General features: G+C 67.4%; 16 protein-coding genes. 5 read left to right on the forward strand and 11 right to left on the reverse strand.

Annotation, left to right across the window (positions count from 1 at the left end):
* Nucleotides 1-50: 50 nt before the first annotated feature.
* The 3 genes from PHLH3_RS16055 to PHLH3_RS16065 all read right to left on the reverse strand — a co-directional run bounded on the left by PHLH3_RS16055 (nt 51) and on the right by PHLH3_RS16065 (nt 2,043).
* The gene (locus PHLH3_RS16055) at nt 51-1,022 is read right to left on the reverse strand and encodes an IS110 family transposase (protein WP_213624885.1); all 972 of its coding nucleotides are present in this window, start codon (nt 1,020-1,022) and stop codon (nt 51-53) included.
* Between the two features lie 359 nt (nt 1,023-1,381).
* Nucleotides 1,382-1,678: a DUF2892 domain-containing protein gene (locus tag PHLH3_RS16060; protein WP_213624886.1), complete on the reverse strand. Its 297-nt coding sequence runs from the start codon at nt 1,676-1,678 to the stop codon at nt 1,382-1,384.
* A gap of 113 nt (nt 1,679-1,791) precedes the next feature.
* A complete protein-coding gene (locus PHLH3_RS16065; RefSeq protein ID WP_213624887.1) occupies nt 1,792-2,043 on the reverse strand; it encodes a hypothetical protein in 252 nt (83 codons plus the stop codon).
* A 366-nt stretch (nt 2,044-2,409) separates the two neighbouring features.
* On the opposite strand from PHLH3_RS16065, the gene PHLH3_RS16070 reads away from it, so the two are divergent.
* Nucleotides 2,410-2,946, forward strand: a complete 537-nt coding sequence (locus tag PHLH3_RS16070; protein WP_213624888.1) for a cysteine hydrolase family protein — start codon at nt 2,410-2,412, stop codon at nt 2,944-2,946.
* 213 nt (nt 2,947-3,159) lie between these two features.
* Here PHLH3_RS16070 and PHLH3_RS16075 read toward each other — a convergent pair whose 3' ends face one another.
* From PHLH3_RS16075 to PHLH3_RS16105, 7 genes are all read right to left on the reverse strand, one after another.
* A complete protein-coding gene (locus tag PHLH3_RS16075; RefSeq protein ID WP_213624889.1) occupies nt 3,160-4,290 on the reverse strand; it encodes a TIGR03364 family FAD-dependent oxidoreductase in 1,131 nt (376 codons plus the stop codon).
* A gap of 79 nt (nt 4,291-4,369) precedes the next feature.
* Entirely contained in the window at nt 4,370-5,389 is a 1,020-nt protein-coding gene (locus tag PHLH3_RS16080) for a putative 2-aminoethylphosphonate ABC transporter substrate-binding protein (protein WP_213624890.1), read from the reverse strand.
* Between the two features lie 49 nt (nt 5,390-5,438).
* On the reverse strand, nt 5,439-6,266 hold the full coding sequence (gene phnX, locus PHLH3_RS16085; RefSeq protein ID WP_213624891.1) for a phosphonoacetaldehyde hydrolase: 828 nt from the start codon (nt 6,264-6,266) through the stop codon (nt 5,439-5,441).
* A 15-nt stretch (nt 6,267-6,281) separates the two neighbouring features.
* Nucleotides 6,282-7,994 carry a putative 2-aminoethylphosphonate ABC transporter permease subunit gene (locus PHLH3_RS16090; protein WP_213624892.1) on the reverse strand — a complete coding sequence of 571 codons (1,713 nt, stop codon included), beginning with the start codon at nt 7,992-7,994 and terminating at the stop codon, nt 6,282-6,284.
* Complete coding sequence (locus PHLH3_RS16095) at nt 7,994-9,043, reverse strand: putative 2-aminoethylphosphonate ABC transporter ATP-binding protein (RefSeq protein ID WP_213624893.1); 1,050 nt, start codon at nt 9,041-9,043, stop codon at nt 7,994-7,996. Before PHLH3_RS16095 ends, PHLH3_RS16090 begins: the two co-directional genes overlap by 1 nt.
* A 422-nt stretch (nt 9,044-9,465) precedes the next feature.
* Nucleotides 9,466-11,313 (reverse strand): zinc-dependent metalloprotease family protein, encoded by a 1,848-nt coding sequence (locus PHLH3_RS16100; RefSeq protein WP_244862889.1) that lies wholly within the window; start codon nt 11,311-11,313, stop codon nt 9,466-9,468.
* A 20-nt stretch (nt 11,314-11,333) separates the two neighbouring features.
* Entirely contained in the window at nt 11,334-12,026 is a 693-nt protein-coding gene (locus PHLH3_RS16105; RefSeq protein WP_213624895.1) for a hypothetical protein, read from the reverse strand.
* Between the two features lie 799 nt (nt 12,027-12,825).
* Between PHLH3_RS16105 and PHLH3_RS16110 the strand changes: the two genes are divergently transcribed.
* Together PHLH3_RS16110 and PHLH3_RS16115 are read left to right on the forward strand one after the other, a co-directional pair.
* Nucleotides 12,826-13,497: a hypothetical protein gene (locus PHLH3_RS16110; protein WP_213624896.1), complete on the forward strand. Its 672-nt coding sequence runs from the start codon at nt 12,826-12,828 to the stop codon at nt 13,495-13,497.
* Between the two features lie 21 nt (nt 13,498-13,518).
* Nucleotides 13,519-15,369, forward strand: coding sequence for a zinc-dependent metalloprotease family protein (locus tag PHLH3_RS16115; RefSeq protein ID WP_213624897.1), 1,851 nt, complete (start codon nt 13,519-13,521; stop codon nt 15,367-15,369).
* A gap of 46 nt (nt 15,370-15,415) precedes the next feature.
* Here PHLH3_RS16115 and PHLH3_RS16120 read toward each other — a convergent pair whose 3' ends face one another.
* Entirely contained in the window at nt 15,416-16,285 is an 870-nt protein-coding gene (locus tag PHLH3_RS16120) for a LysR family transcriptional regulator (protein WP_213624898.1), read from the reverse strand.
* A gap of 298 nt (nt 16,286-16,583) precedes the next feature.
* Between PHLH3_RS16120 and PHLH3_RS16125 the strand changes: the two genes are divergently transcribed.
* Nucleotides 16,584-16,955: a hypothetical protein gene (locus tag PHLH3_RS16125; RefSeq protein ID WP_213624900.1), complete on the forward strand. Its 372-nt coding sequence runs from the start codon at nt 16,584-16,586 to the stop codon at nt 16,953-16,955.
* A 168-nt stretch (nt 16,956-17,123) separates the two neighbouring features.
* Entirely contained in the window at nt 17,124-18,041 is a 918-nt protein-coding gene (gene ppk2 / locus PHLH3_RS16130; RefSeq protein ID WP_213624901.1) for a polyphosphate kinase 2, read from the forward strand.
* The last annotated feature ends 50 nt before the right edge of the window (nt 18,042-18,091 follow it).

The raw sequence follows: 18,091 nt of genomic DNA on the forward strand, positions 1-18,091 counted from the left end.
TTTCAATCGCCCAGCGGGGCGCAGCACCGCCGTAGATACCGTCTTGATTCCTAGTGAGCAAGGGCCAGTTTTGCGTCAAATGGCCGGCCTGATTTCAAGACGCCGTAGGCGATGCTCAGCAGCTTGCGCATCGCTGCGCAGACGATCTGCTTGCCGGTCTTGCCCTTCGCCCTCAACCGTTCGCTCAGGGCCCTGATCGCCTCGTTGTACGTCAGGGCGCTGATCGCGGGCATGAACAGGCCGGCCCGCAGGCGCGATGAGCCCGTCTTGGAGATGCGCGTCTGTCCCCGGTGGTTCCCGGACTCCTGCAGCCGCGGATTGAGCCCGGCAAAGGCAGTGACGGCGCGGCTGTTGGCAAAGCGCAGTGGGTCGCCCAGCTCCGCCAGGAGCAGGGCGGCGGTCTTGTCGGCGATCCCGTCGATGCTGGTCAGCAGGTCGCGCTTGCCGCGCAGATCCGGGTCGTTGTCGATGTGGTCGTCGATCGCCTTGAGGGTCTCTTCGATCTCCTGCCCGACATGTTCCAGCACCGACTGGATCGAGGCCTGGACGCTGGCATCGGCCACTTCCAGACGGTTGCGCTCCATCTGCTCGATTTCGCGCAGGTCCTCCAGGCGCCGTACCAGGGCTTTCAAGCGCCGCACGGCACGGGGCTCGGGTTGCCAGGGACGCAGGCTGTCCTGATGGCGCTCGCCGTATTCGGCGATCAGCTTGGCGTCGACCTTGTCGGTCTTCACCCGCTGCAACTGGCTACGGGCGTAGTGGGCGATCTGCGCCGGGTTGAGGACACAGACCCGATAGCCGTGCTCCAACAGCCATTCGGCCAGGGCTTCATGGTAGATGCCGGTGGCCTCCATCACGACCCAGGCACCGGGTTCGCTGTGCTTGTTCAGCCAGTCGCGCAAGACGGCGAAACCCGCTTTGTCGTTGGCCAGCTTGGCCTTGGTGCGGTACTTGCCGTTGGGCTGCAGGGTGGCGAGGTCAAAGGTGTGTTTGGCGATGTCGAGGCCGATGACGCTGGGCATGAGTACTCCTTCCGATCCGTTCAGACGCGATCATCACTGCACCCGACCCAACCTTGTAGATGCGAGCTCGAGGCTCTGGATACCGTTCGGATTTTTCGAGTGAGTGTGGAGGGGCGGAGCACTATCTACGTTGCAGGCTCGCGGCCTAAGGGTGGACACGACTTCCAGCCCCTCCCCCGATGATCAGTCGGGGACTATTACCCCTGTGGAGGTATTTAGTCGAGATACAAGGGTGGACCACGCTCCACCGGTCCACCAATCGGTGCCATGCCGAACATCGCTTCGCGAGCAGAGCTCGCTCCTACGGGCCTGTACCTGGCACACACCTGTAGGAGCGAATTCATTCGCGATGGGCCGACTCACGCGCTGCGATGCAATTCGGCCAACTTCGCTGCGGCCTCTTCGATGCGCGCCTTGAGCGCTTCGATTTCCTCGCGACGTTCGGCGATCACCCGCTTGGCCGGGCAATGCCCGGTGAGCCCACGGGCGAGCACCACGCCACCCCCGCCGGCACGCAGCCACCCGACCAGGCCGCCCTGGCGCAGACCCGTACCGACCATCACCAGGCCACCTGCGATGCACAGGAAGCGTTCCCACCCCTCGACGTTATGAGGGCGGGCAGCGTTTTCACGGGACTGGGGTTCGAAGGCGACCATGGTGTTCTCCTGGCTCTATGGGGTTGTAGTAACGACTGGCCAGGTGCGTTGGCGGTTCAGTGTGCTGGACGAGCGGAGCGCGGGACCACCGCGAAGGCGGCCCCGCTGGCAGCTCAGGAAGGCTTGTGGCCCTGGTCGAGGCTCTGGTCCACCAGCCAGCGGCCATGGGCCAGGGAGGCCCGGCGGGCGCTGTCCTCCTCGGCGAGGAAGGCCGAACGGGCCGGCAACGGGATCCTCCGGGTACGGCTGCCATCGGGGGCGGTGATGTGCACGCCACCGGCCCAGGGCGTGGGGATGCCCGGGTGCTCGATCAGGTGCGCGGTGATGATGTGGTCACGGTGGGTGCACTGGTTGCTGCTGTTCATGGCTCTGCCTCCATTAGGCGGGAGGAGCGGGATTCGGCGACGGCCCTCCCTTCGAGTGGATGCCCAGCGGGCATGGACCTTCACCATAGCGCAGCCTCGCGTCCCGACCGCCCGAGCCGACGAGCGTCGCCATCCAGATGCCTGTTGCCCGCACCCACTCGCTGCGATTGACAGCCCGCCGCCGCCCCCAGCAGTATCGACGCCATGAACGCCGCCCTCCGTCGCACTACCACCACCTCCTCCACCGCCATGTGCGGGGCGAGCGGGTGTGCGTAGCGGATAGCGCAAGAAGACCCAAGGCCCCGCCAGCGATGGACGGGGCCTTTTCTTTTGCCCCGGCGTCGCTGGCACTCAAGGAGAAATGCCATGCACGACCCGAAAAAATCCGCCCTGCTGATCATCGACATGCAGGTCGCGCTCTATGAAGGACCCGACAAGCCCTGGCAGGCCGAACTGCTGCTGACCCGGATCAACCAGCTGATCGCCCGCGCCCGCGCCTCCGAAACACCGATCTACGCGGCACGCTTCGCCGGGCCCGAGGGCTCACCGGTGGCACCGGGCAGCAAGGGCTGGTCGCTGCACCCGCGCCTGGCAGTGGATCCGGCGCGTGACCGTATCTTCGACAAGAACCGCCCCAGCTGCTTCGCGGGCACCCGCCTGGAAGACTGGCTGCGCGACGCCTCCATCGGCGAACTCGTGGTGGTCGGTATGAAGACCCAGTACTGCGTCGACAGCACCTGCCGCGCCGCCGCCGAGCTCGGCTACCGCGTGGTGCTGGTGGAAGACGCCCACAGCTGCATGGATACCCCGGCGCTGGATGCCCCGACGATCATCCGCCACCACAACCTGACGCTGTCGGGACCGTTCGCCACTCTGGCGAAGACCGCCGAGGTGAGCTTCTGAGGCAAGCCGGGGCGACTGTAGGGGCGACTTCAGTCGCCAAGCGGTGCGCAGCACCGCCCATCGCGAATGAATTCGCTCCTACAGAAGAACCTCGCCCTACAGCCAGCCCGAGTGGGCGTGGGGTGGGCGTAGGGTGGGCTTCAGCCCACCGATGGTCGCTGCACAACGCTTCGCGAGCAGAGCTCGCTCCTACGGGAATGTCCCGCCCCCACTTCACCCCAACAACGACGCCACGGTGCGTTCGCCCAGCGCCGGGCCGATGCTCATGCCCAGGCCCGTGTGCATCAGCACGGCGGTGACGCCGGGGATGGCCTTGAGCACCGAGAACGGGCCGGGACCACGAGCGCCGTAGACACCCTGCCAGCGCTCCAGCACTTGCAGACGGGTGCCGAGGGTGTGTTCGGCGAGGTCGAGCAGCAGGTTGTCCACCTCTTCGGCATTGAAGGGCGAGGCGTCGCGGCCGTAGTCATGGGAGTCGCCGATGATCAGCTCGCCATGGGGCGTGGGGCTGACCAGCAGGTGGATGCCATGCTGTTCCAGTTCGGGGGTGTGTCGCTCGATCTGGCCCCGGATGGCTTCGGCTTCCGGGAGGTCGGAAAAGGCGCCGTAGTGCACGCAGCTGAGGCCGGTGAGCACGGCGTGCTGCAGGCCGATGTCCACCGCCGGGCGCGCACGCAGCATCTGCAGGCGGCAGACGCTGGGCTGCAGTGGGGCGATCTGCGCGGCCAGCAGGGTCAGGTAGTCGTGGCCGGAGCAGACGATGATCTGCTCCGCGCGGCAACTGCCGGCGCTGGTGTGCACGCGGTTCTGCTCGACATCGCGCACCAGGGTGGAGAAATGAAAGGCCACGCCCAGCTCGTTGCGCAGGTAGTCCACCAGTGCCGGGATGGCTTCGCGGGAATACAGTTGCTGGTCGTCCAGGCCGTGCAGGGCCGCACGATGGTGGCTGAACTGGCCCTGGTAGAGATCGTGCAGGCGCTCGCCGCGCAGCAGTTCGACGCGGTAGCCGTGCTCGATGGCGCGGGTAGCGCAGAAGGCCTCCAGCAGCGCCTCTTCCGCGTCGGTACGGGCGAACAGCAAGGAGCCGTTGCGGCGGATATGGAAGCCGGCGGCCTCGGCGAGCTCGGCCCAGATCGTCCGCGCCTCGCGGGCCAGGGCGAACATCGGGCCCGGCGCCTGGCCGGTGATCAGCGCCTGGCCGAAGTTGCGTACCGAAGCGCCCAGGGGCCGGTCGCTGCGCTCGAACACGCTGACCTTGAGGCCGCGCCGGGCGGCGGCATAGGCGTGGGACAGGCCGAGGATGCCGGCGCCGACGATGGCGATATCGGTGTCGTGGATGGGCATGGGTGTCTCCTGGGATTCGATGCCCGCCCTCCCCGACCCTCTCCCCGGGAGAGAGAGGGCGAAGCGAGCGGGCTGGGGCTTACTGCGGCAGCTTCTCGGACTTCCCGTCGTAGCGCTTGCGCCACTCGGCGAGGATCGAGTCGCGGTTCTTCGAGGCCCAGGCGAAGTCGTTCTTGATCAGGCGCTGCTCGTAGTCGGCAGGCAGTTCGGTCTGCGGCTTGGCGATGCCGGGCTGGGCGAGGACGGCGAAGTTCTCCTTGTACAGCTCCATGGCGGCGGGACTGGCGGAGAAGTCGGCGAGCTTCCTGGCGGCGTCGGCGTGCTGGGTGCCCTTGATCACGCCGGTGGCTTCGATTTCCCAGCCCAGGCCCTCCTTCGGCAGGACGATGTCCAGCGGCGCGCCCTGGCGCTTCAGCTGCACGGCCGGGTATTCGAAGGAGATGCCGATGGGGAATTCGCCAGCGGCGGCCAGCTTGCACGGCTTGGAGCCGGAATGGACGTACTGGCCGATGTTCTGGTGCAGCGCATCCATGTAGGCCCAGCCCTGCTTCTCGCCGAAGGTCTGCAGCCAGGCGCTGACGTCGAGGAAGCCGGTGCCGGAGGACGCCGGGTTGGGCATGACGATCTTGCCCTTGTACTCGGGCTTGGTCAGGTCTTCCCAGCTGCCGGGCTTGGTCAGGCCCTGCTTCTCGGCTTCGACGGTGTTGAAGCAGATGGTGGCGGCCCACACGTCCATGCCCACCCAGGCCGGCGGGTTGGCGGCGTCGCGGTAGTTGGCGCCGATGGCGTCCAGGTGCTTGGGCGCGTAGTGCTCGAGCATGCCCTGCGCATCGAGGATGGCCAGGCTGGAGGCCGCCAGGCCCCACACGGCATCGGCCTGGGGACGTTCCTTCTCGGCCAGCAGCTTGGCGGTGATGATGCCGGTGGAGTCGCGCACCCACTTGATCTCGATGTCCGGGTTTTCCTTCTCGAAGGCCTTCTTGTAGGCCGCCAGCTGCTCGGCCTCCAGGGCGGTGTAGACGGTCAGCTCGGTGGCGGCCTGGGCCTGCAGGGCGAAGCCTGCGACAACGGCGGCAGCGAAGGCGAGACGCTTGAACATGTGAAGCTCCTTGGGTTGATGTGCTGGGGTCGGGTTTGGCTTGCTGTGGTTATGCGTTGGCAGGGGTTTCGCCGCGCGCCAGGCGGGCGTTGATCAGGTCGATCACCTCCGGCAGGTCGGCGAGGGTGTCGATCAGGTAATGCGGGCGGCTCGGTGCGAACAGCGCGTCGATACGGGTGCGCTCCTCGGCCAGGCGCGCGGCCGGCAGGGCCTGGTAGGCGGCGAAGTCGAGGCCGAGGAAGTTGCCGGAGAAGCGCAGCGCCACGGTCCACATGCCGGCGCTGCGGCCTTCGAGGATGCCCGGCCAGGTGTCGTCCACCTTGACGCAGGCGGCGACGTCGTCGAGGCCGAGGGCGATGACGTTGGCCAGCGCCTGGGCCGGGCTCGGGCGGCCCCTGGGCACCTCGTCGGTGGCGACCACGTGGTCCGGGCGGTAGCCGGCCTCGGCGGCCAGCTCCACCACCTTGTCCATCACCACCCTGGGGTAACCGGAGCAGGTGCCGATCTTCAGGCCGCGCTGGCGCAGGGCGGCGATGGCTTCCAGGGCGCCGGGGATCAGCGCCGAGTGCTCGCCGACCTTGGCGATCTGCAGCGGCATGAAGCGCTCGTAGATCGCGGTGACGTCCGCGTCCGTGGGCAGCCGGCCGAAGCGGCGCTCGAAGCGCGCGGCGATGGCCGGCACGTCGCACAGGGTGCGGATGTGGTCCCACTTGCCCATGCCCATGGGGCCGCGCGCTTCCTCCAGGCTGACCTCGACGTCGAAGCTGGCGAAGGCCTCGACGAAGATCCGCGTGGGGGCGAAGGAGCCGAAGTCGACAACGGTGCCGGCCCAGTCGAGGATGGCGGCCTGCAGGTGCGTGGGGGTCTGGTAATGCATGGGGATCTCCGTGGATCAGTGGCCGGGCGCGGTCTGGCGCCAGGCCTGGGAGCGGCGCAGCAGGCCGCGCGAGGCCCCGGCCAGCAGCAGCGAGACGGCGGCCGAGGTGAGCAGGATGAGGGTGGACATGGCGGCCGCGCCGCCGACGTTGCCGGCGTCGTCCATGTTCAGGACGGCGACGGCGGCGAGCACGCTGTCCGGGCTGTAGAGGAAGATCGCGGCGGACACGGTGGTCATGGCCGAGACGAACAGGTAGCGGACGATGTCCAGCAGCGCCGGCAGGCAGATGGGCACCGTCACCTTCAGGTAGTGGCGGTACAGCGGCATCTTCAGCGACAGCGCGGCGGCCTCGAACTCGCCGTCGAGCTGGCGCAGCGCGGTGCTGGCGGTCATCTGCGCGGTGGTGAGGAAGTGCGCGATGGAGCACACCACCAGCAGCGTCATGCTGCCGTAGAGGCCGTGCAGCGGGTTGGCCGGCAGGTTGAAGAAGAAGACGTAGCCCAGGCCCAGCACCAGGCCGGGCACCGCCATGGGCACGAAGCTGAGCAGGCGCAGCACCTGGTTCAGGGCGCGCTGGCCGTGGGTCTTCTCCATCAGCCAGGCGCCGGTGAAGATCAGCGCGCCGCCGAACAGCGCGGTGCAGGTCGCCAGGGTCAGGCTGTTGCGGTACGCCAGCCAGCCGCCGCCGGCGGTTTCCTCGAAGGCGTAGTGACGCAGGGACAGCGACAGGTTGTAGGGCCAGAACTTCACCAGCGAGGAGTACACCGCCATGCCCAGCACGCCCAGAAGCACGGCGCAGACCAGCAGCACCAGGGCGAGGAAGCCGACATCCCGCAGGCGCGAGGGCTTGGGCTGGTGGACCTGGGCGCGGCCGCTCATGGCATCGCCCTGGCGCCGGCGCAGCCAGGCGTCGACGCCAAAGCTGAGCAGGGCCGGCAGCAGCAGCACCATGCCGATCAGCGCACCGCGACCGAACTGCTGCTGCCCCACCACCGCCTTGTAGGCTTCCAGGGCCAGCACCTGGTAGTCGCCGCCCACCACCACCGGCACGCCGAAGTCGGTGATGGTCAGGGTGAACACCAGGCAGAAGGCGGCGAACACGGCCTGGCGCGTGGCCGGCCAGGTGATGCTGCGGAAGGCCTTCCAGGGCCCGGCGCCCATGCTGGAGGCCGCGTCGAACAGGCGGCCGTCGGCCAGGGTCAGCGCCGAGATGAGGATCATCAGCGCATGGGGGAATGTGTAGATGGCCTCGCCCAGGACGATGCCCCAGAAGCCGTAGATGTTGTCCGGAAGCCAGCCGCGCAACAGCCCCTGGTTGCCGAACAGGTAGATCAGCGCGATCCCCGGCAGCATCGAGGGCGCCAGCAGCGGCAACAGGGAGATGCCGCGCCACAGGCCCTTGGCCGGGATCAGCGTGCGGGTCAGGGCGTAGGCGAACAGGTAGGCCACCGGCACCACCAGGGCGGCGACGCTGAGGGAGACTTTGAGGCTGTTGCCCAGCAGCCAGTGGAAGTTGGCGCTGGCCAGCAGTTCGCGGGCGGCCACCAGGCCACCGCCCTGCCCGGCTTCGCCGCTGAAGCCGCGCCAGAAGATGGCCGCCAGGGGCAGCACCACGGCGACGGCGAGGAAGGCCAGGAACAGGCACTTGCCACCCTGGATGAACAGGCGGTCCCCCAGGTCGCCCGGGCGACGGCGGGCGCTCTGCGGGAGGGCCAGGGTGCGCTCCATCAGGCGAACACCTGCAGGCTGCGGGACGGCAGCGCCACCCAGATGTCCGGCCCGCCGAGGCGCGGCATCTGCGCCGGGTCCAGCTCGGCCAGCAGCGGGTGGCCGGGCAAGGCGTCCAGCTCGAAACTCACCCGGCAGCGGTTGCCGAGGAAGGTGATCTCGCGCACCTGGGCGCGGAAGCGGTTGTCGTCGTCCTGGCCGGGCTCCACGGCGATGGCCTCGGGGCGGCAGAACAGCTGGCCACTGGCGCCCTCGCCCGCCTGCTCGGGCAGGCACAGGCGCAGGTCGCCGACCCGGGCGTGGCGCCCGTCGCGCCCCTCGAACGGCAGCCAGTTGCCCTGGCCGACGAAGCTGGCGACGAAAGGCGTGGCCGGGCGCCGGTAGATGGCTTCGGGGGTGTCGTACTGCTCGACCCGGCCGTGGTTCATCACCGCGATGCGGTCGGCCATGAGCATGGCCTCGTCCTGGTTGTGGGTGACCATCAGGGTGGTGATGCCCAGGCGCTTCTGCAGCTGGCGCAGCTTGGTGCACAGGTGCTCGCGGACGCGGGCGTCCAGCGCCGACATGGGCTCGTCCAGCAACAGCAGCGACGGCGACGGCGCCAGGGCACGGGCCAGGGCCACGCGCTGCTGCTGGCCGCCGGACAGCTGGCCGGGGTACTTCTTCTCGCTGCCGGTCAGGCCCACCAGTTCGAGCATCTGCGCCACGCGCTGGCGGGCTCCTTCACGGCTGGCACCGGTGAGGCCGTAGGCGATGTTCTGCTCGACGCTGAGGTTGGGGAACAGCGCATAGGACTGGAACAGGATGCCGTAGTCACGGGCCTGGGGCGGCAGGTGGGAGATGTCCCGCCCGCCCATGTACAGAATGCCGCTGTCCTGCCGCTCCAACCCGGCAATGCAGCGCAGCAGCGTGGTCTTGCCACAGCCGGAGGGGCCCAGCAGGCACACCAGCTCGCCTTCGGCGATGTCCAGGGACACCCCGTCCAGGGCGGTGAAGCTGCCGAAGCGCTTGCGCACTTCGCAAGCCTGCAGATAGGGGGTGGCGGACATGACAGGACCTCGCAGAACACTGGCGCACCGCAGGAAGCGCGGTACGGCTCGACGAGGCTGATGCTAGGGAGCAAATGCGAAATCCATGTGGCGATAACCCCAAGCCCACCGATAGTGGCATTGGCGGATTTGGTATAGGCCAGAGGGGGAGCTGAAAGCCGAGAGCCTTAAGGTGGAAGGCCGCAACACTGGAGAGAGGAGCGGTTTGTGCAAGTCGCGCTGCAGTACGGCTGCTTTTTATAACCGCCAAGATTCGCCGATAGCACCGAGCGGCTGAACACATGGCCCCTGCGGGCCCCACTCATCCTGTCGAGCCTTTTGCTCGAACGTCTCTGATGGAGCCGATGATTCCATGCCATGGGACGTGATGTCCCAGGTACAAATACAGCCGGCGCCCTGATCCGGGCGCCGGGCTGCCGGCGTCAGAGCCGGTTGAGGCTGACGTTGTCCAGGTACAGCGACTGGTCGGCACGGGTGCTGAGCACCAACAGCTCCATGCGCCGATAGGTTCCGGCCGGCACCTGGAAGCTCTGCTGCAGCTTGCCCCAGGCGCCGCCCTGGGTGTTCACCACGCCCAGGGACAGCAGCCGGCCGTTGCCGGCGGTGTCTTCCAGGTAGAGGTAGGCGTAGGCCAGCGCAGCGACGCTGGTGGTGCGGCTCACCATCACGTCGGCAGCGAAGCGGTAGGACAGCCCCGGCTGCACCTTGCCTGCCAGGAGCAGGCTGGCGCCGGTGCCGTCGCCCTTGCGGGCATAGACTTCCAGGGACTTGCCGGTGGCGGCCAGGGCGGTCAGCCGGGTGCTGCCGTAGAAGCCCGTCCACTCGCCGATTGCGCTGTCGAAGTTCCAGCCAAAAGCAGCCGGTGTCGCCGGGGTGATGGGCTTGGCGGGGATCACTTCGCTGAGTTCCACCTCATCCAGCAGCACGGCCAGGCGGTTGACACTGACCAGGCCCAGGTAGGTGTTGCGGATGACGCTGGCCGGCGGCTGGTAGACGAAGGTCATGTCGATGGGGGTGAACTCGCTGCTGGTCACCGACTTGATCGCGCCGTTGGCCGTGCTGTAGCTGATGCCGGCGTTCTCCTCGTGGAGCATGCCCAGGTAGACGTTGCCGCGCACGTTGGTGCCCTTGAGCATCACCTTGGCCTTGAGCCGGTAGGTGGCGCCGACCTTCAGTGCGCCCACCGAGGTGGCCAGCACGTCGTCGCGGCCGGCCGGCAGTTCGAACTGCAGGGCGTCGTCACGGCAGGTCTTGCCGACGTTGAGGGTGCTGAGCTTGGCCAGGTTGAGCAGTGCCTTCCAGCCATCCAGGGTGCGGAACTCGCCGTTGGCCACCAGGCTGCTCAGCGCCGGCTTGCTGCACCAGGCCGGGGTCACAGGGGTCGCCGGCGTGGCGGGCGTGGTCGGCGTTGCAGGTGTGGCGGGGGTCGTGGGCGTCGAGGTCGGGTTGACGGTCTCGGGCACCTTGGTCGGGCGCAGCGCGGCGATCTGCGCGGCCATGTCGTTCAGCGCGCGGGAGGCGTCGGCGAAGCTGGCACGGCCGCAGGCCTGGCTTGCGCAGGTGCTGTCGACCACGGTAGGTGTGGAGAACAGCGGCGCCTGCACGGACGCGTTGAACACCTGGGGGTAGGCCATGATGGTGGAGAAGCGCCCCTGCACGCCGTAGCCCCGGCCCCATTCGTAGGTGCCCTGGTGGATGCCGCGGGCCAGGTAGGTGTAGTAGCCCTCGGTCTGGTCCTGCTCGTAGGAATGGCGCAGGCCCATGTTGTGGCCGATCTCGTGGGCCATGGTGCTCAGGCTGCAGTCCACCCCGGTGATGCCGTAGGCACTGGCCCAGGCACCGTTCTGGAAGGTGCCGCCGTTCTTCGGCCCGGAGAGCACGTAGCCGATGCCGCACACGCCATAGCCCTGCCCCACCTGGGTGCGGCTGATCAGCTGCACCACGTCCGCGCCGTAGGTCTCGCGCAGCTGCTGCACGCGCGGGTCGGCGGCGAAGGCGGAAAGGTCCTTGTCGGAGATGGTGGGGTAGCTGGCCCAGGTGAGCGGCTGGGCGTTGACCAGGCGCAGGCGCAGGTTGACGTTGCTTTTCTTGTAGGCGTTGTTGGCGAACTCGATGTAGCTGGCGATGCGGGCGTTCATGTCCCGCCCGTTGGGCAGCGCCTGGGCGTCCTTGGTGTAGAGCACCAGGATGTCGACGGTGCGCGGTTCGGTGGCGGCGTGGGTGAAGGGGGCCAGCAGGAGCAGGGCCAGGCAGGCGAGCAGTTTCTTCATGGTCATCGTTCCTGTGGCGCTCAGCCGCGGGTCGGCGGCGGGAGGGGCTGCAACGGCGTGGAATCGGGGGTCACGAGGGCGTCCGGGGTGGCACGCATCAGCAACTGGTTCTGGTCGGTCACCAGGGTGCTGCCGGTGGCGTTGTCCACCACCATGGACAGGGTCTGCTCGCGGGTGGCGAGGGTGATGTGGGTCTCCAGCTGGCCCTTCACCACGGTGAGGGTGTCTTCCGGCTGGCCACCTTCCACCGGGCCGCTCCAGACGGCAGCGCCGCCGGTGTTGTGGGTCTCGCCCAGCGTGGCGCGCAGCGGCTCCTTGCGGCCGGGCACGCCCAGCTGCAGGGTCTTGCCGACGGCCAGCGCACCCAGGGACGTGGTCTGCACCTGGGTGCGGTATAGGGTCATCTCCTGCTGTTGCTCGGGCACCAGGGAGTGGCTATCCCAGAGTTCGACCAGGGTGTCGGCGGGGGCGTCCGCCACGGGCACCGTGGCGACGTGGGGTGCCGGCACCACGTTCACCGCAGCCCGCATCGGGCTGGCCGCCACGGGTGCGCCCGCCATGGCCGAGGCGACGGGCAACGGAGTCGCCGGTGCTGCTGGCAATGGGGTGTGCTGGGTAACGGCCGGAGCCGATGGGGCATCGCCCAGGAGGACGGCAAGGGTGACACCTGATGTGACCAGGGCAACCGCCAGGTAGAGGAGCGTACGGGGCATGACCACCTTCCCATGTTTCACCCGGCACAGCCGGGTGGCAGCGAAACCACGGAAAAGCATCCCTGACGAACCGTGGAACAGGTTCGACCGTTGCGAGGGGTAACGGCCAGTTATTCGATTTATTGACGCCAGAAAATTGATATCACAGTGCCTGCATGCGGCATAAATACGCTTTCGCTATTAGCCAGGCACCGGATCACACCATTGCGTTCCTACGTTGCCTGAGGCCGATATTCGGAGTCGCAGGAAAGTTGAACGGCATGAATAAAGTTGAACGTGTTCAACTTCCGCAAGTGAACCAACCGCCACCTTAAACAGCTCCTCGATGGCCGTCGGGATAATTGGGATTTCTCGCACATTGCTGGTTTGACAGCCCCAGTGCCAATCGTGGGTAATTGCCAAATTCCGACGGCATCCGGCAGCAAACAGCTGATAACCAGTCGCCATCACCGATGTAATTGTTCGACAAAACCCTTTGATTACAAGCCGTTGCGAAACAGCTCCAATTATTGCGCCTGACTTTTTCCCTATTTTCGTTAGTTGAACCCGCGCAACTTAATACGCTGGCAATCTGATAGTAGAAACACACTTTTCAATTCAAGCCGACGTCACGCGTTTGAATATGGAGTGCCTACTTGATCTGGGCGCTACTTCACTTGCTCGACTGAACAGCCCTGGCTCGTCCTGGAATTCAATGGCCAGCGTGCCTGCTCGTCGACTGAACCCGCTTGCGCATCACGGACGTGCCCCGGCGGATCACCACTACCCGGCCCAGGCCGGATGCATGAAAGGAGAACCCATGCGGAAAATCTGGCTCTACCCGGCCGTCGCCCTGGTGACGGCCGGCACGACGCTCGCCGTCCTGCTCAAGGACGCGCCGACACAAGGCGATGCGCCCCCCGTCGCCTCGTCACCGACCGCCGCAGGCAGCATCGCCCTCCCCGCCTTGCCGGGCGCAGGCGACCTGGCACAGGGCTCGGTGCATGCCACCGGCAAGGCTGCGCCCGCCCTGCCACCGGGCGACCACAGCGAGGCCACCCTGGCCCTGTGGGCACCTGATGCCCTGCAGGCCGAGGAGCAGGACGGCATGACCGTCTACCACACCCGGACCTCCCCCGACCTGCTGGGCGCGTTCGCCGTGGGCACCACCCTGCAACTGGGCGTGCCGGGCCGCCAGGAACCGCTGCGCGCCAAGCTGGAGCAGACCCACAACACCGGCAGCACCGCCGTGTGGAGCGGCGCGGTGGAAGGCGGCAGCGACGCCGACACCCTGACCGTGGTCAAGGGCCGGCTGGAGACCCATATCACCCTCGCCACCCCTGAACAGACCCTGTCCTTCGTGGTGGACAACGCCACCGGCGCCACCCAGGTGACCGACCAGAACGCGCTGCTGATGCGCGCCACGCCGGACCCGATCATCACCCCCGACGCCAAGCAACTGCCTCCCCTGCCGCCGCCCGCCCAGGGCTGACCCCACAAGGAACGTCCCACCATGAAACGACTCTTCATCGGCACCCTGCTGGCTGTCGCCGTCCAGGCCGCCCACGCCGCCGAGCCGCGCACCGTCGACCTGCTGGTGCTCTACACCAAGGAGGCCCAGGCGCTGCCCAACGGCCGCGACATGGACGCGCGCATCGCCAGCTACATCGAGTACGCCAACAACGCGTACAAGAAAAGCAACGTCGACCTGCGCCTGCGCCTGGTGCATCGCCAGGTGCTGGACTGGGCCAGCTACCCCACCGTATCCAGCCGTGACCTGGCCGCCTTCGCCGCCGACAGCCGCGTGCAGCAGCTGCGCGAGACCTACGGCGCCGACATGGTCCACCTGATCGGCCGCACCCAGGACGGCCAGGGCTACGGCGTGTGCGGCATTGGCTACGTACTCTCCGGGCAGAAGAACAGCGGCACCTTCAATTCCGGTTCCGCCAACAGCGCCTACGCCATCACAGGCGTCGACTGCAGCCTGAGCACCATGGCCCACGAGATCGGCCACAACATGGGCCTGCGCCACTCCTACGAACAGGACCAGAGCGAGGGCTACTACCAGTCCAGCTGGCACCAGGGCACCTTCGAATGGAGCCGTGGCTACGGCGTGCAGGGCCAGTTCTCCACCATCATGGGCTACCCCCACGTGTTCAACGCCCGTGTCCAGGCCCCGCTGTTCTCCTCGCCGCGCGTGCTGGACAGCACCTGCGCCAACCAGGCCTGCGGCCAGGAGAACCACGCCGACGCGGCCCGTGCACTGAACGCCATGGCGGCTCAGATCGCCGCCCTGCGCGCCACCAAGGTGCCGGAGACGCAGAACCCCACCAACCCCGGCACCCCCACCACCCCGCCGACTACACCAACCACGCCCCCGACGACACCGCCCACCACGCCGACCCCGGCCTGGTGCAACAAGCCGGCGCTCAAGGGCCTGGTGGCCAATGGTGAGTTCCGCACCGAGGAGGGCTGGCAGGCCCTGCTGGGCTATGCCACGACGAGCCTGGTGAACGTCGGCAAGACCTGCCGCGACAACGCCCTGCTGCTCGAACTGCCCAACGGCGGCAGCGACATCCTCGCCACCCCGGTCACGGCCCTGCGCGAAGGCGCCCGCTACCGCCTGCGGGCCAAAGTCATGCTCAAGGGCGCCAACGCCCGCGGCAACCTGTACCTGGGCATCCTCCACGAGGCCAACGACCGCATCAGCTACAGCGGCGCCTCGGGCGTGACCCAGTCGGTGACCAGCAGCGAGTTCACCACCCTGGAGCGCACCTTCACCTACACCCGTGCCCAGACCCCGCCGCGCACCACCTACGTGGGCCTGATCAGCCGCGACGGCCTGAGCGTGCTGGTGGATGAAGTGGAGCTGACCGAGGTCACCGAGCCGAAGCCCACCACCCCGACCACCCCCACCGTCCCTTCGACGCAGGCATGGAACTTCGAGAACGGCGCGGCCGGCTGGGCTGGCTTCCACGGCACCACCCGCCTGGTGGCCCTGGGCGGCAACACCGGCACCTCGCTGGAGAGCTACGCCCGCCTGTACGAAGGCAGCGGCGCCAGCATCCCGCTGCAGGGCAAGGTGCAGGGTGGCCTGGGCTATCGCCTGGTGGCCGACGTGATGATCGGCCGCAGCGCCGCCATCAAGGGCCTCACCTACGGCTACCTGTACCTGGAGGACACCAGCGGCCAGGGTCGCTACCTGCCCCTGGGCATGAGCGGAACCGTGGGCGGCGCCTGGAGCCGCCTGCAGCAGGACGTGCAGATCCCCGCCGGCACCTACCGCCGCGTGGAGCTGCTGGTACTGGGCACCCGCAAGGACCAGTCCCTGTACCTGGACAACGTCAGCTTCAACCGGCTCTGAGCCACGGCCCCCGGCGTCGCCGGGGGCTTTCCCTTCTGCGGGCCCGTCAGCGGCCCTCTTCGCAGGCCTCGCGCGCCAGGGCCATGAACGCGGCCGGCAGACGCGCCTGGCGGCGGTCCTTGAGGCAATAGAGGTATTCGTCGATCTGCGGTGCCTGCTCCAGCTCGATGACGCAGAGCTCGGGGTTATCCGGCACTTCATGCCGCGCGATGATGCTGATGCCGATATTGCGGATCACCGCCTCGCGGATGGCTTCGCGGCTGCCGATCTCCAGCAGCGGGCCGATGTCCAGCCCGGCCTTCTCCAGCAGTGCCTCGGTGAGCTGGCGGGTGATGGAGCCGCGCTCGCGCATCAGCAGGTTGTGGCCTTTCAGGGCGGCGATATCCACCGCGCGGCGTCCGGCCAGCGGGTGGCTGCGATGCACCGCCAGCACCAGCGGGTCGCTACCCAGCACCAGGCGCACCAGGCGCTGGTCGTCTAGCTTCTGCGACGAGGCGGCGAGGTCCACGCGGTATTCCTCCAGCGCCTCCAGCACCTGCTGGGAGTTGCCGATCTCCACCGACACGTCGATGTGCGGGTAGCGCTCGCGGAAGTCCCGCACCAGGGCGAGGATGTAGTAGGGCGAGGTAGCGCCGATGCGCAGGCTGCCCTGCATCTGCCCGCTGTTGCGCAGGAAGAACTCGATGTCGGCTTCCTGCTGCAGCAGGACCTTGACCATGGGCAGCAGGCGCGCGCCCTCCTCGCTCACCGTCAGCCGGCGGCCGCCACGGTGGAAGAGTTCGACGCTGTAATGAGCCTCGAGATTGCGGATCTGGGTGGTGACGGTCGGCTGGCTCAGGCCCAGCTTCTTGGCGGCCTGGGTGATGCTGCCCAGGCGCGCGACCATGTAGAACGCCTTGAGCTCGGCACTGAGCATGAGGGCTGGTTTCCGAATGGGGGGACGCGGCGATTATAAGCGCGACGGCGAGCCGACTTCATGCAGTGCGCGGTGCCCTGGATCAGCCCCCCGGCCCGGTCGGGACACACGAAGTGGCTAATGGTTCACAGGCACTAGCACACCCGTACTATTCAAGCCCTTCGCCACCCTCCCTAGACTGCCTCCAGGCGCTACGGCCCGCCCGCCAGTTCCGGGTCCATGCGGCACGCCCTGCCGCCCGCCGATAACGACACCTGCCGCCCAGCAGGCCCGGATCACGCACCAAAGGAATGCCCCGATGAAACTCCAAGGAATCGCCGCCGGTTTCGCCCTCGCCTCCACCCTGCTCACCACCGGCTGCATCCCGCAGAACGGCCAGACCCAAGGCCTGTTCACCCCTCCGCCCGCCACCGCCGCCGGCACCCAGGTCGCATCGGCCAATGCGCCCTGCACGCCCAACGCCACCGCGGATCTGATCTCCACCGGTCGCAGCCTGCTGGAAATCGGCACCAGCATCATGCAGACCAAGGCCAACATGAACAGCGCCAACAATGGCTACAACAGCTACACCATGCAGGACGTCGAGAACGCCCAGAAGATCAACAAGGGCAACGAGATCCTCAACAACGTCGAAACCATGACCGGCGGCCCCCAGGCCCCTTGCAGCTGACGCTTTCCCCCCGTCGCCTTGAGCACAGGGATGTGCGGGGCGCCGGGTTTTCACTCCCCGAGCAACGAGCCCGCGCCTGCGCGGGCTCGCTCGTTTCGGCCTCCTGTCATGGCGCTGTCACGAAAAAGTCATAACCTCCGCCGGATCGAAGAACCAAGGAGGTGACGGATGAGCGTTGGCAACGACCTGCTGGCACAGCGCATCCATCGGGAACTGCTCGAGCACAGCGATGAAGAGCTCGAACTGGAGCTGTTGGAGGATGGCCACGATCTGGACACCTACTTCGACGGCCACGTCGACGAAAGCCCAGAGCGCCAGGCCCGACGCAGCTATTTCCAGGAGCTGTTCCGCCTGCAGGGCGAGCTGGTGAAGCTGCAGAGCTGGGTGGTCAAGACCGGGCACAAGGTGGTGATCCTCTTCGAGGGCCGCGACGCCGCCGGCAAGGGTGGCGTGATCAAGCGCATCACCCAGCGCCTCAATCCGCGGGTGTGCCGCGTCGCCGCACTGCCGGCGCCCAACGACCGCGAACGAACCCAGTGGTATTTCCAGCGTTATGTCTCGCACCTGCCTGCCGCCGGCGAGATCGTCCTGTTCGACCGCAGCTGGTACAACCGCGCCGGCGTCGAGCGGGTGATGGGGTTCTGCAACGACGAACAGTACGAGGAGTTCTTCCGCACCGTGCCCGAATTCGAGCGCATGCTGGTGCGCTCGGGCATCCAATTGATCAAGTACTGGTTCTCCATCTCCGACAGGGAGCAGCACCTGCGCTTCCTGGCGCGCATCCACGATCCGCTCAAGCAGTGGAAGCTCAGCCCCATGGACCTGGAATCCCGCCGTCGCTGGGAGGCCTACACCAAGGCCAAGGAAATCATGCTCGAACGCACCCACATCGAGGAGGCGCCCTGGTGGGTGGTCCAGGCCGACGACAAGAAGAAGGCGCGGCTCAACTGCATCCACCACCTGCTCGGCCAGATGCCCTACGAGGAAGTCGAACAGCCCAGCGTCCAGTTGCCGCAGCGCCTGCGCCACGCCGACTACGTGCGCAACCCGACGCCCCGCGAGATCCTCGTGCCCGAGGTCTACTGAGCATCATCTCCGGCGTGACTCACCCGCGTGAGAAGGCATCGCAGACACAG

Source organism: Pseudomonas sp. Pc102, from assembly GCF_018408275.1.
Taxonomy (GTDB): domain Bacteria; phylum Pseudomonadota; class Gammaproteobacteria; order Pseudomonadales; family Pseudomonadaceae; genus Metapseudomonas; species Metapseudomonas tohonis.